Raw genomic sequence first — 14,589 nt, 5'->3', positions numbered from 1 at the left:
CCTGCCGAGGACCTCCAGACCATAGGCCGCATCAAAGGCCCGTTTGGCGCCCACAATCGACAGGGACCCCTTCAGCTTGTGGGCCCCCTGTTCCAGGCGAGAGGCGTCGCTGTTCGGGACCGCCTCCCTGATGTCGCTCACGGCCTGGGGAAGCTCGCTCAGAAAAAGCCGGGCGATTTCCAGGAAAAGCTCCCGGTCTCCGGCCACCGCCTCCAAGGCCGCGGAGAGGTCGAAAACGGGCCTGTCCTCCGGCAGGTCCGGGGGGGCATGGAGAGCCGTGGTACGAACATCATCGTGCTTTTCCCCGGTGTTTAAAAGGTTCTCGATGACCCGGTAAAAAACCTCCGCCTTGACCGGCTTGGACACGTAGTCGTCCATTCCGGCTTCGAGGCATCTTTCACGATCCCCTTCCATGGCATGGGCCGTCATGGCCACGATCGGGATTCTGGATACCGGATGCTGGATATCTTTCGGAACGGGGCGGAGAGTTTTCTTTGCCTTTGAGCTCTGAGCTTTCAGCTTCTACGCCTCTACCCCTCTCACCTTCTAACCTTCTGATCCTCCTGGTTGCCTCTATTCCGTCCATCTCCGGCATCTGGACGTCCATAAGGATCAGGTCGATGTCGCCTTTTAAAAATGCCTCCACGGCCTCCTTTCCATTTTGAGCCAGCACAACATGGTGACCCCTGTTTTGCAGGAGACTCAATGCCAGCTTCTGGTTAATCAAGTTGTCTTCGGCCACCAGAATATTGAACCGCGAATGAGCCTCCTGAACCGTATAGCGGGTAACGACGCCTTCCGGTTTAGGTACATCCGTTCGGCCCAGGGCGATTTTGATTGCATCGAGCAGCTCCGCTTTTTTAACCGGTTTCAACAAATAGCCCGAAATTCCGATTTTCCGGCCATAGGCGGCATCACCCTTCTGCCCCAGGGAAGTCAGTATAATGATCTTAGCTTGCCGGCCGAAAGCTGAATTCTTGATTGTTTTCGCTACGCTGAAACCGTCCATCCCGGGTATCTGAAGATCCAGAAGGACCAGATCATAAGGTCTGCCGGCTTGAAATGCCGACTCCATGAGCGCCAACGCCTCGGGGCCGGCGGCGGCTTCGGTCGGGACCAGGCCCCACTGGGCGGTCATTTCTCTGAAAATCTGGCGATTGGTTGCATTATCGTCCACGATCAGAACGTTCGTCCCGGCAATATCCACCAGGGCCAACCGGACGGCGCCGGACGGCTTGGGTATTCCTCTCTTGAAACGGGCCGTGAAATGAAAGGTGCTGCCTTCCCCGACCCGGCTTTCCACCCCGATATCCCCGCCCATCAAATGGACCAGCTCTCTGCTGATGGTCAGTCCCAGTCCGGTGCCGCCGTATCTGCGCGTAATGGATCCGTCCACCTGGGAAAAGTTATCAAAGATCATGCCGACTTTATCCTTCGGGATGCCGATGCCCGTATCTTTTACGCTGAATTTCAGCGTCACGGTTTGGGGATCGTTTTCCAGCAGTTCGACCTTGATGCCGATTTCGCCTTTTTCCGTAAATTTGATGGCATTCCCCGCCAGGTTGATCAAGACCTGTCGAAGCCTGCCGGGATCTCCCACCAGGGCCGTCGGTATTTCCGGCATGATATGACAGGTCAGCTCCAACCCCTTTTCACGGGCCCGAATCGCCAGGATATCAACCGTATTTTCAAGGGTGTTGCGAAGATCAAAATCAATTTCCTCAAGCTCCAGCATTTTAGACTCGATCTTGGAAAAATCCAGGATGTCATTGATCAGGCTGAGCAGTGAATCGGCCGACAGTTTGACCATCTCCAGATATTCCCGCTGATCTTTCGTCAGATCGGTGTCCAGCGCCAGTTCGGTCATGCCGATGATGCCGTTCATGGGGGTCCTGATTTCATGACTCATGTTGGCCAGAAATTCGCTCTTGGCCCGGTTGGCCGCCTCGGCCTGCGTAGCCAGCTCGTGGGCGCGGGCAGTGGCCTCCTCCAAATGGCGATTGGTCTCCAGGAGGTTAGCCTCGACCCGCTTGCGGGCGGTAATGTCCCGCACAACGCCCTGGACAATCGGTTTGCCATCCAGTTCCATGGCAGTGAGCATCACATCAGCGGGGAAGATCTCGCCGGTGTCGTTTCTCTTGTGCATCCACTCAAAGTGTACACTGCCCTTTTCCATCGCTGTCGCAATCATCTGGTCGGCCAGCACCAAAGACTCCGTGCCGCAAGGCTGCTCAATCGGCGATAAATCCGCGGGACCTTTCGAGCAGAACTCCTCCCGGGTCCGGCATCCGAAGATGGACAGGGTCGCCTTGTTGCAATCGAAAAAGCCATTCTCATCATACAGCATCACCGCGTCGCTGGTCGTATTGTAGAGCGTTCGGAACTTCGTCTCCGAGCGGACCAGGGCCTCCTCGGCCTGCCTGCGCTCGGTGATGTCGCGGCTCAATGAGATGATGCCCACGGGCTTCCGTGTTTCATCCCGCATATAGGATAGTTTGTTCTCGATCCAAACAATGGAACCGTCCTTTCTGTATTCCTCCAGTTCCATGATGCGGCTTCTGCCGGGATCTGCCGTACCGCTGGCTTCCAATTTCAACTCTTCTTCAAGGACCCCGGCAACGATCTGCAGGGATTCAGGCGTCAGGATCTGTTCCATGGTCTGCCCCATGGTCTCTTCAGCCGTGTATCCCCGGAGGCGAATGATGGAAGGGCTCACGTAGGTGAAATGTAAATTCAAGTCCATAACGGTTATCACGTCCGCAATGTTATCCGCCACCAAACGATACTTCTCTTCGCTCTTCTTGAGCGACTCCTCGGCCTCTTTGCGTTCGATGACTCTTCCCAGCCTTTCACCGATCAGGTTAATCAGGTTCCTTTCTTCCTTCAAGAACGGACCCTCGTCCCTGAGGGGTCGCTCTTCGAGGTAACACAACTCTAAAATACCTACGGCCTTGCCCATAACCTTGAGATCGGCGGACTGCCGCCAGTCGGTTTCACGGAAATTTTCTGTTTGATATTGTCGCCCTTCAGAAAGGATGCGGGCGCAGGCGATTTCGGGGTAATGCCAGCTATCCGGCATAACATCGACCCACTTCTGAAATATACGCTCCAAGCTGTCTTCTTTTTCAATCACCCTTGCAAGGGCTTGCAGGCAGTTCAATTCCTTTACGCGTTCCCGCAGCGCCTCTTCAGTCTGCTTAAGCTCAAATTCAACCCTCTCCAATTCCCGAACCCGCTGCTCCAGTTCCCGGATTCTTTGCTTCAAAGCGGCTGTTTCTTCTGCCTGTTGGTGATGGGTATTTGACTGGTCAGACATGTTCTCCCCCTTAAGGGAACTTAGTCCCGCGCACTGGTACTGTTACTTCAGTCCGGCATGCCGTGACTGCTGCTAATCGGACATTTTCCCATCTATGCCTCGTGCCGTTCACAGGAAGTTACCTTATGAAATCAAGCCTCTTTAAATTGAAACCCTTTTTCCCGGAATAATCTCAGACAGGCATTTGCCGCGACATCGTCGTAAAGGATTCCTCGATTATTCTCAATCTCCTCCAAGGCCGCATCGATGCTCAAGGCGGGCCGGTAGGGCCGGTGGGAGCCCATGGCCTCCACCACATCCGCCACGGCCATGATTCTCGCTTCCGGGATAATCTCCTCACCTTTGAGTCCCCGGGGATACCCGCTACCGTCCAGCCTTTCGTGATGCTGATAGGTTATCTCGGCCACCGGCCATGGAAAGTCAATATCCTTTAGAATATCGTAGCCGACCTGAGGGTGGGTTTTGATAAAGGCGAACTCGATATCACTCAAACGGATGGGTTTGCTCAGGATCTCTGACGGCACCGAGATCTTCCCGAGGTCGTGAATTGCACCTGCCATGCGGATTCCCTTTACCTGATCCTGTGGACATTCCATCTCCCCTGCTATGGCGCAGGCAAGTCCGGCCACCCGCACCTGATGGCCTGCCGTATAAGGGTCCCTTGATTCCACGGTATGGGCGACAACCTGAATGACGCCATCCAGGGCCTGTTCAAGTTTCGCCGTACGGTCGGCCACCATCCGCTCCAGGTCCTCCCGATAGTTCCGGCTCTTCACCTCCAGCCTCTGCCGCCGCAGGGCGCTGGATACATTGATGATCACCTCGCTGATTTTAAAAGGTTTAACGATATACCCATAGGCCCCAACCTCCAGGGCCTTTTCCACCACCTCCGGATCTTCGACTCCGCTCACCATGATCACGGCGGTTTCAGGATAATCGGCAATGATATGGCTGACAAGACCGATCCCCGACTCCCCGGGCAGGCGGATATCGCAGAGGATAAGATCAAAAGTCTCTTCCTTCAGGATGCGGCGTGCCTCTTCCGCGCTGGATGCTGTAGCGCACTCCCGCCCGATCCTTTCCACGATGCGCGTCAATATGCGCTGCACGGCTGCCTCGTCATCCACTATGAGAATTTTGCCCGGTTCCGTCTCCATTTCCATGCACCTTTCTTCATGGAGAGGCCCATTTCATCGCGTCCGTCTCATCCGGCCACGTTGGAGGGACGTGCTCCGTCGCGTCCGCTAAAATTCGTGGCTCTCCACCATCATCTATCCCCCAGGAGCACCTCGTGGAGCACCGTGCCCAGGGATAGGAGGTCAAAGGGTTTCGGGATCATGCCCTTAAAGCCGTATTCCCGGAAATTGGCCAGGACCGGGTCATCGGAATAACCGCTGAAGACAATGGCCTTTACTCCGGGATCGATCTCCAGCAATCGCCTGATCGCTTCCTTGCCGCCCATCCCGCCGGGGACGGTCAGGTCCAGGATGACGGCGTCAAAGGGTTTTCCCGATTCCCGGGCCTTCTTGACCATCCGGACCGCCTCGGCCCCGTCCCCTGCAAATTCCGATTCATAACCCAGCTTCGACAGCACCTGCCCGAGCATTTTCCTTAGCGGCGCCTCATCATCCATCACCAGAATCCTGCCACTGCCCTGTGTTACCCCACTTTCCCTTTTTTCCGGCGGCGCCTTTTCCGAAGCGGGCAGATAGATGTGAAATGTGGCGCCGTCCTCCAGCCGGGATTCCACGGTGACGTGCCCGTCGTGCTTTTTGATGATGGAAAGAGTGGTGGCAAGCCCGAGACCGCTCCCTTTCTGCTTGGTGGTAAAATAGGGGTCGAATATTCTTGAAAAGTGCTTTCCCGCTATGCCCATCCCCTGATCCGCGATGGATATCCGAATGTATCGGCCCGGCCTGACGGGCAGCCCTTGCCCGTCCTGAACCACGCAATTCTCCGCTGCGATCCGGATGAGCCCCCCCTCCGGCATGGCCTGGTCCGCATTGATGACCACATTGTGGATGACCTGGCTGATCTGCCCTGGGTCCACCTCGGCCGGCCGCAGGTCGTCCGCGATGGAGAACTCGCACCTGGATTTTGAACCCCGCAACACAAAGGTGGCTGACTCCCTGAGAACATCTTCGATGGAGGAGGTCTCTTTTATTGGGACGCCGCCCTTGGCAAAGGTCAGCAACTGCCGGGTCAGGGTCTGGGCGCGTATTGCGCCCATCTCCGCTTCATGGAGCAGGTCAAAGACCTCATTCCCGGGTGGGGCCCGATCCTTGGCCAGGGCGATATTGCCCATAATCGTTGTCAGGATATTGTTGAAATCATGGGCGATGCCTCCGGCAAGCACTCCGAGGGATTCGAGTTTCTGAACCTTCAGAAACTCCTCTTCCAGCCTCTTTCGCTCCGTGATGTCCTGGTTCACGCCATAGGTCTTGACCGTCTTGCCCAGGGCGTCCTTGAAGATAAAAAACTGGACGGAGATATATCCCACCGAGCCATCTCCGTAAATGATCCGGTGTTCCAGTTGTCGCTTGAAGTTTGGTTCGGTTGCTTCGATGGCTTTTCGAATCTCTTCCGCAACAACGGGAATATCCTCAGGATGAACAAAACGCCCCGCATATTCGGCGGATGACAGCGTGTACCCGCCGACTTCCGCGGCTGTGGTACGAAAGATTTTGTAGAAATGGTCGTTGAAGGTGAAAAGATCCCTCGCTACATCATATTCCCAGTGGCCGAGGCGGGCCATTTCCAGGGCATTGGATAACTGGTCCTGCAGCTTCTTTCGCTCCTCCTGAACCCCTATCCGCTCGGTGACGTCCCTCGAACTCCCCTGAAAACCGATGATCTCCTCCCCTTTCATCAGGGGACTGACGCAGGTCTCAAAATGTCTCCTGGTGCCGTCTTTGATGATCACCTCAAAGGGGAAATCCTTTAACGGCCTGGCTTCCTGTAAAACCATGCGAAAGGCCTTGAAAATCCTTTCGTGATCGGGCTCCGGGATATACTCCCTGTAATTCATCCCGATCAGTTCACTCTTGGTGTAGCCGGTCAGATCTTCACCCGCCCTGTTCACATCCGTAAATGTGCCCTTCAGGTCCAGGGTATAGACGAAATCTGTGGAGTTTTGGAACAGATCCCGATATCTCTTTTCACTCTCCCACAGGGCCTTTTCCGCAGCCTTTCGATGGGTGATGTCTTCCACGGCGCCCATAATCCCTGTAATATTGCCCCGCGCGTCGTGGATCGGGGCCGCGGAAAGGGAGGCATCCAACAGGCTGCCGTCTTTCCGCCGCCGAACAATTTCCACGCCTGAAACACTTCCACCTTCCACAATCCTTTTGCGCAAATCCGCGAACTCCTCATGCTTCTCCTCGTGCACGATGGGCAGGGGCTTGCCGATGACCTCCCCGGCCGTCCATCCGAATATCCGTTCGGCCGAGACGTTCCAGGCCAGCACATTCCCATTCAGGTCGATGCAATAAAGGGCCACCGGGGAACTGGAGATCATGGCCCGCTGGAAATCTTCGCTCCTTCGCAGGTCCTCGGTTCTCCGGGCCACCTGTTTGCGCAGGGACCAGGACCACAGAAAAATGGCCAGGAGCATCAAGATAATGGGGATAAGGATCATGGCGGAGTAGCGCAGGGCGCGGATAAGTGAAAGCGGCTTTTCCTCGTAGACTCCCAGCCATTTTTTTTGAATGCGCCGGAATTCGCCGGTTGCATCAAGCACCTTCAATCCTTCACTGAGTTGGGCCAGAAGCGCCTTACGATCATTCGAAACAGCATAGCAGTATTCCATCGAGGCAAACGGATGCCGCCCCAGGGCAAGATTGCGCCATCCATGTTCTTCGATCAGATACAGGGAACTGATCCTGACCGCAAGGGCGCAGTCGTATTTCCCTTCGGCCAGTTCCCGCAGGACATCTTCCTGGGTTTCGACGAGCGATACCTGCTCTCCGAGTTCGTTTTTCACCAGGTAGTCATGGATGATGTCGCCTCTCTGCAAAACGATGCGTTTTCCCTCCAACTCCGGCATTGAGCCCGGCGGGTCTCCCTCGCCCTTACGGACCACGCCGACATAATGCTTCACCGCGTGCGGTTGCGTAAAATCAAATTGCAGGTCGCGTTCCGGGGAGTAGAACATGCCCTGGATGGCGTCGATTTCGCCATGTTCAAGGCTTTTCACAATATCCGCCCATGGGCCAAGGCGAATCTCCATGTCAAGGTTCATCTCCCGTGCGATGGCCCGGGTGAGATCTACAACGAAGCCTGCCGGACGTCCGTTCTCATCCAGGTATTCAAAGGGAGGATAGTTATGATCCCCGCCGACCACGATGCGGCGATGACTCGGCAGCTCCAGGGCCAGGCCCTCGTTCAGCGCCGGCAGGACCGGCATGCACATCAAGCCCAGGGCCAGGAAAAAGATTTGCAACCTGAACAAACACAGGCCGGGCCAATACCGTTCTCGGCAATATCTGAATATTTTCTCCCTGATCTTAATCCTGCCCCTGGATATTATTATGCGGCCCTCCAGCGTTCGCATTTTTTCACCCATCCAACACCTCCCTCACCTTGCGGCCCAAAGCCTCGGGTGTGAACGGCTTCGTGAGAAACGCCTTGCCGGGATCCAGGACTTCGTGATTAACAATGGTATTGTCGGTGTAGCCGGACATGTAAAGCATCCTTATCTCCGGCCTGGAGGATGTCAAACTCTTCTGCATGTCCCGGCTGCCCATTCCGGGCATGACCACATCCGTCAACGCAAGATGAATGGGGCCTGAATGCTCCCTGGAGGCTTCTATTGCCTCTTCTCCGTTTGCGGCTTCCAGGACCGTGTATCCGTATCCCCTGAGGACCCTTACGGCAAATTTGCGAACCTGCTCATCATCCTCCACGACCAGCACGGTTTCCGAACCCCTCAGCCTATCCGCGCTTTTGGCCTTCATTTCCGTCCCGAATGGCGGCTTCTCGACCCGGGGAAGATAGATCTTGAAGGTGGTCCCCTTTCCGGGCTCGCTGTAAACCCATATATTCCCGTTGCTCTGCTTTACAATGCCGTAAACGGTGGAAAGCCCCAGGCCCGTTCCCTTCCCCTTCTCCTTGGTGGTAAAAAAGGGCTCAAAAATACTGGCCTGGATCTCCCGGGACATACCGGTTCCCGTGTCGCTCACGCTCAATATCACATATGGCCCCGGTTTCACGGCGATATGGGCCCAGGCATATTCCTCGCCGAGATCCACGTTTCCGGTCTCTATCGTTACCTTTCCTCCCTCCGGAATGGCATCCCTGGCATTCACTACGAGGTTCATGATCACCTGTTCGATCTGGCCCTCATCGGCCTCTACCTGTCCCAGGTCCGGGGCCAGGACGGTCCTCAGTTCGATATCCTCTCTGATCGTGCGGCCAAGCATCTTTTCCATGTCCCGGATCGTATTATTGAGATTCATGACTTCCGGTTGAAGAATCTGCTTCCGGCTGAAGGCCAGGAGCTGACGAATCAGCCCGGCCCCCCTGTCCCCGGCTTCTTTGATCTCTGCATGATTTCGTAAAGGGGCGCGTCCCTGTCCATATCCATGACCGCCATTTCCGCATTGCCGATGATGATGGTCAAAAGGTTATTGAAGTCATGGGCAATGCCGCTGGTAAGCCTGCCGACAGACTCCATCTTCTGGGCCTGATTGAATTGCTCCTCAAGCTCGATCTTCTCAGTGATATCGCGTTTGACCGCAACATAGTTGAGGATTCGGCCCGAGGTGTCGAGGACAGGTGAAATCAAGGCATCTTCGGTGAACAGTTTTCCATCCTTGCGCTTGTTGACCATGCGGCCTTCCCACGTCTTTCCGGAGGCAATGGTGTTCCATAGGTTCTGATAAAATTCATGATCCTGTTTTCCACTTTTGAGCATGCGCAGGTTTTGCGCCATGGCCTCTTGGCGGCTGTAGCCGGTCACGGATTCGAATGCAGGGTTGACATACTGGATCATCCCTTCGGCATCGGTAATGACGATCATTTCCCTGACCTGCTCGATGGCGGTCGTCAAACGCTCCCTTTCTGCTTCCGCCCGCTTCCGCTCGGTGATGTCGTGGGACACTGAGATGATGCCCACGGCCTTCTGTGCCTCGTCCCGCATAAATGACAGGTGGTTCTCCATCCAAACGATGGAGCCGTCCTTTCTATATTGCTCCACTTCCACGATGCGGATTCTGTCGGGATCTGCCGTACCGCTGGCTTCCAATGTCATCTCCTCTTGAAAGACCTTGGCACTGATCTGCAAGGATTCAGGCGTCATGACCTGTTCAAAGGTCTGAGCCAAGGCCTCTTCAGCCGTGTATCCCCGCAAACGCATGATGGAGGGGCTGACGTAGGTAAAACGAAGATTCATGTCCATGACCGTTATGACGTCCGCCATGTTATCCAACACCCAGCGGTACTTCTCTTCGCTCTTCCTGAGCGCCTCCTCAGCCCGCTTCCGTTCGGTGATGTCGCGGCTCAATGAGATGATGCCCACTGGCTGCTGTGTTTGATCCCGCATAAAAGACAGGCTGTTCTCGATCCAAACAGTGGACCCGTCCTTTCTGTATTCCTCCAATTCCATGATGCGGCTTCTGTCTGGGTCTGCCGTACCGCTGGCTTCCAATTTCAACTCTTCTTCAAGGACCCTGGCAACGATCTGCAGGGATTCAGGCGTCAGGATCTGTTCCATGGTCTGCCCCATGGTCTCTTCAGCCGTGTATCCCCGGAGGTGAATGATGGAAGGGCTGACGTAGGTAAAACCAAGATTCATGTCCATGACCGTTATGACGTCCGCCATGCTATCGACCACCAAACGATACTTTTGTTCGCTTTTCCTGAGCTCCTCCTCCGCCCGTTTCCGCTCGGTGATATCTATTTGTTCTGACTGATAATACCGCAGGTTTCCTTTGGAATCTCTGATTTCCCGAGCCCCTGCCAGAAAGGTGAGCAGTGTTCCATCGCGGCGGACGACAGCTATCTCCCTTGGCTCCATGACACCCTTTTCTGCGAGGATGCGCAGCACCTCTTCCCGATCCTCCGGGTTCGCATAACGTTGCCCTACGTGGGATGCCTCGATCATCATCTCTTCTACACTTTCGAATCCGTACATTTGTGCATAAGCGCTGTTTGCAGCGATAAGACGTCCGTCAGGGAGCGCCTGGGAAACCCCCATGATGGAGTTTTGAAACACACTGCGGTATTTCTCTTCGGATTCGCGTAGCGCCTCCACCATCCGCCTTTGTTCGGTAACGTCTATGAGTATTCCGCGGGCGCCCCTAAACAGTCCGTCTTCCAGGATCGGCCTAATTCTCGTCCCGGCCCATCTGAACTCACCGGATTTGTGGCGGATTCTATAGTCAAATGGTTGTTCAATGCCTTTGCGCAGTTCAGAAAACCATTTTGTCAGACGACTTAGATCATCTTTATGCGCAAGCTCGGTGAAATTCTTTCCAACGATTTCAGCCGAGTCGAATCCCAGCATATCCCTCACAGCCGGACTGATGTATAGGACTACGCCCTGACTGTCCAATTCATAGATGACATCTCTGATGTTTTCCACCAGACTCCGGTAGTTCTCCGCGCTTTCTGATTCTTTCAGCGCGGCATTTTGCGAGCGCAATTCCGTCAGTTCATCTATGAGCTGCTTCTTTGTCTTATGATCATCTCTCATAGCGTTCCCCATCGGTAGCAAACCGAATTGTAAACTGCGCAAGAAGCGTCAACCTTCCACCTGACAGCCCTTCTCATTGAAAAGCCTCAGGCAGGCATCAACGACATCGGAATCATACTGGGATCCACCATGGGCTCTTATCTCATCAAGGGCCTGCTTTAGAGGGAAGGCATTCCGCGGGATTTCCGGCATCGAGGCGGCATTGGACGAGTGATGCGTCTATTTGTTCAGGAGTCGGTTGACCCTCACCAGCAACCGCTTCGGAACCACCGGTTTGGTCAGGTAGTCGTCGGCCCCTGCGTCAATAACCGCTACCTCGGATTCCACCTCATCTTTTGCCGTGAGCATGATCACAGGGATAAACCGCGTGGCCAACTGGGACTTCAGTTTTTTTACCAGGGTAAGCCCGTCCATCTCAGGCATCAGGAAGTCCGACAGAATGAGATCCGGCTTGTCTTTGGCCACCATTTTAAGGGCCTCCAGCCCATTTTCCGCGGTGACAACCAGATAGCCTTCCGCCTCCAAATGATGGCTGAGCAGTTTACGAATGACCGCATTGTCATCGACAACGAGGATCCGCTTGGGGCTGGCACTCATTACGGCAGGCGCTGGTTCTGCAAAATAGGGCTCTTCCGATGCACTTTCTTCCTCAACAGCAGTCTCAAGGAAGGGTGCCGTCACCGATCGCTTTGCCTCAGGAGGGGCCACACGAAACACTTCATCAATGGTGGTGAGCCCCTGCATGGCCTTTGTTATTCCGTCCATCGTTATGGTCCGGAACCCCTCAGCCTCTGCCGCCGCCTTCAACTCCACAGACGAGAGATGCGTAGAGATTTTTCGCCGGAGAGAAGGCATTATCATCAAGACCTCAAACAGGCCCAAGCGCCCTGAATATCCGCTAAACTGGCATGCCTCGCACCCGATTCCCCTCCAGAAGGCGCCCAATGCGTCATGACCCATATACGGGCGGATCGCTTCCATCTGCTCGGGGTGCAACGACTCGGGTGTTTTGCATTCCTGGCATATCTTCCTGACGAGCCGCTGGCCGATGACGGCAATGAGCGACGCAGAAACCAGAAAGGGATCGATTTTCAGGTCCATTAGCCTTATGACCGCAGAAGGGGCATCATTCGTGTGGAGCGTTGAGAGGACCAGGTGCCCGGTCTGTGCGGCCTGAAATGCGGTAACAGCGGTCTCGCTGTCTCTTATTTCGCCCACCATGACGATATCCGGATCCTGTCTCAGGATGGATCTCAACCCCCCGGCAAAGGTGATCCCGGCGGCCGGGTTGATTTGAACCTGATTGATCCCCGCCACATCATATTCAACCGGATCCTCAACGGTCACGATGTTGACTTCCGGGGACTTGAGACTGTTGAGACAGGCATAGAGCGTTGACGATTTTCCGCTCCCGGTAGGCCCGGTCACCAGGATGATCCCCTGGGGTCTGTGAATGGCCTCCAAAAGGTTTTTCAGATCCCTCTCTGAAAAACCGAGATCTTCGGGGTTCAAGGCCGCTGTAGCGGGATCCAGGATGCGGATGGTCACCTTTTCACCGTATGATGTGGGGAGTGTGGAGACCCTGAGGTCAAACGTCTTGTTCCCGTATCTCACCTGGGCCTTCCCATCCTGGGGTTTCCGTTTGATGGTAATATCCAGGTTCGATACGATCTTGATCCTGGAAACGACCCCCGCATGAATATGCTTGTCCGCCCGCATGATTTCTTTGAGTATGCCGTCCACCCGATACCGAATCAAAATCGCCGCCTTCTGCGGTTCAATATGGATATCGCTTGCTTTCTGTTTGATGGCATCGGCAAGGATTGAATTCGTGAATCGGACAATGGGAGGCTTTTCCGTAAGGGAAAGAAGTTCTTTGGCCTCTTTCTCATCCGGATCTTTTTCCCGGATAATTTCTATGTCCCCGAATATGGTCAGGCCGGAATCCAGGTCTCTTTTAAGATCCACCTTCGGGTAGTGTCTTTCAATGGCATCCAAAATGTCTTCTTGAGGGACAACCGCCACATCTATGGATAACTGGGTAAAAAAGCGAAGGTCGTTCAGGGCGTCCAGATCCAGGGGGTCTGCCATGGCGACAAGGAGGCGTTTTTCGGTTTTTTTGATAGGGATAACCAGATGATTTTCGGCAAGCTGGGGCGATACCAGCTCGATCACCTCTCTGGCTATTTTTTTGTTCTCAAGGCGGCCATACGGTATCTTCAACTGCCTGGCGAGGGTTTTGGCAATGATCACCTGGTCAGCCACCCCCATATCCACGAGGATCTGGCCCAGGCGCCTTTTCTGAGATTTCTGAATCTCAAGGGCCTTGGCGAGGGTTTCATTGTCGATGAGCCCTGATTTTACCAGGATTTCCCCCATCCGCATCCTTTGTTGGGGGGTACATATGGATGTGTCTGATGTATTCATTTATTTCTCAGGACTCCCCATCCTGCCATGCACACACGCGATTCCTTCCCTCGCGTTTAGCCTTGTAAAGGGCATCATCGGCCCTTTTTATGATTCGATCCACGTCATCGTTTCCGGCCTCCGCCCTGTATGAGGCTGTGCCGAAACTGGCAGTAATCGGGATGTTCGCATCATCCGACCGGGAGATCGCCGTTTCCTCTACACCGCGTCGCAGTCTCTCCGCGATCGATCGTGCCTGCTCTTCATTGGTATTGGGGAGACAGGCGATAAACTCTTCCCCGCCGTAACGGCCCAGGAAATCATAGGGCCTTGCCGGTTTCATCAACCGGCGGCTGAATTCCTGAAGCACCCGGTCCCCCGCCTGGTGGCCGTACTCGTCATTGACCCTCTTGAAGTGGTCGATGTCCGCCATGATGATGGAAAGAGAGGCATTTTCCCGTGCGGCCCGCTCAAGCTCCCCCTTCAACCTCTCCATAAAGGCCCTTCTGTTCAATATGCCCGTCAACGGGTCCGTGTTGGCCAGTTGGAGGATGCGCCGTTCCAGATCAATGATTCTCCGGCCCACCCTGATCCTGTATCTCAGCTCATCATGGTTGAAAGGTTTGACAAGGTAATCATCCGCTCCGGCCTCCATTCCCAGAATCAGGTCCTCTTTTCTCGTCTTTGCCGTCACGATGATGAAATAGGTGTATCCCGATCCCTCCTTGCCACGTATCCGGGAGCATAATTCAAGCCCGTCCATATCGGGCATCATCCAGTCCGAAATAACGATGCTCGGCGCATCCGATTCCTGAAGCAACTCCCATGCCTGGTTTCCGTTTCGGGCGGTCACGACCTCGTATCCCCAATTCTCAAGAAAGGCCTCCAAAACCCTCATGGAGACGGGATCGTCTTCGACGATCAGAATCTTCATGCGTCAACCTCCTTGAGGCTGATCCGCAGGGAGGACTCCAGGTCTTGAAGATCCTTCGAGAGAACATCCACCGCATGTTGGGCCTCCTGCATCTTTTTTTGCCTGCCGAGGACCTCCAGACCATAGGCCGCATCAAAGGCCCGTTTGGCGCCCACAATCGACAGGGACCCCTTCAGCTTGTGGGCCCCCTGTTCCAGGCGAGAGGCGTCGCTGTTCGGGACCGCCTCCCTGATGTCGCTC

At 54.9% G+C, this 14,589-nt stretch carries 9 protein-coding genes; all 9 read right to left on the bottom strand.

The annotated features are described in order from the left end of the window. Positions 1 to 414 (bottom strand): Hpt domain-containing protein (locus tag K9N21_22825; protein ID MCF8146751.1); only part of this gene is annotated, 414 nt, incomplete at its 3' end. After that, positions 398 to 3,316 carry a response regulator gene (locus K9N21_22820; protein ID MCF8146750.1) on the bottom strand — a complete coding sequence of 973 codons (2,919 nt, stop codon included), beginning with the start codon at positions 3,314 to 3,316 and terminating at the stop codon, positions 398 to 400. The genes K9N21_22820 and K9N21_22825, both read right to left, overlap by 17 nt. A gap of 131 nt (positions 3,317 to 3,447) precedes the next feature. Then, positions 3,448 to 4,473 (bottom strand): response regulator, encoded by a 1,026-nt coding sequence (locus tag K9N21_22815; GenBank protein MCF8146749.1) that lies wholly within the window; start codon positions 4,471 to 4,473, stop codon positions 3,448 to 3,450. Between the two features lie 110 nt (positions 4,474 to 4,583). Further along, positions 4,584 to 7,880 (bottom strand): PAS domain S-box protein, encoded by a 3,297-nt coding sequence (locus K9N21_22810; protein MCF8146748.1) that lies wholly within the window; start codon positions 7,878 to 7,880, stop codon positions 4,584 to 4,586. Further along, the gene (locus K9N21_22805; GenBank protein ID MCF8146747.1) at positions 7,873 to 8,772 is read right to left on the bottom strand and encodes a response regulator; all 900 of its coding nucleotides are present in this window, start codon (positions 8,770 to 8,772) and stop codon (positions 7,873 to 7,875) included. Before K9N21_22805 ends, K9N21_22810 begins: the two co-directional genes overlap by 8 nt. Positions 8,773 to 8,822: 50 nt before the next feature. Next, the gene (locus tag K9N21_22800) at positions 8,823 to 11,009 is read right to left on the bottom strand and encodes a PAS domain S-box protein (GenBank protein ID MCF8146746.1); all 2,187 of its coding nucleotides are present in this window, start codon (positions 11,007 to 11,009) and stop codon (positions 8,823 to 8,825) included. A 219-nt stretch (positions 11,010 to 11,228) separates the two neighbouring features. Next, the gene (gene tadA, locus K9N21_22795; protein MCF8146745.1) at positions 11,229 to 13,436 is read right to left on the bottom strand and encodes a Flp pilus assembly complex ATPase component TadA; all 2,208 of its coding nucleotides are present in this window, start codon (positions 13,434 to 13,436) and stop codon (positions 11,229 to 11,231) included. A gap of 7 nt (positions 13,437 to 13,443) precedes the next feature. Beyond that, on the bottom strand, positions 13,444 to 14,349 hold the full coding sequence (locus K9N21_22790) for a diguanylate cyclase (GenBank protein ID MCF8146744.1): 906 nt from the start codon (positions 14,347 to 14,349) through the stop codon (positions 13,444 to 13,446). Further along, the coding region (locus K9N21_22785) for an Hpt domain-containing protein (GenBank protein MCF8146743.1) at positions 14,346 to 14,589 on the bottom strand (244 nt) is incomplete at its 5' end. The genes K9N21_22785 and K9N21_22790, both read right to left, overlap by 4 nt.

This window comes from Deltaproteobacteria bacterium (genome assembly GCA_021737785.1).
In the GTDB taxonomy this organism is placed as follows: domain Bacteria; phylum Desulfobacterota; class DSM-4660; order Desulfatiglandales; family Desulfatiglandaceae; genus AUK324.
This window is presented reverse-complemented; position numbering and strand designations above follow the sequence as displayed.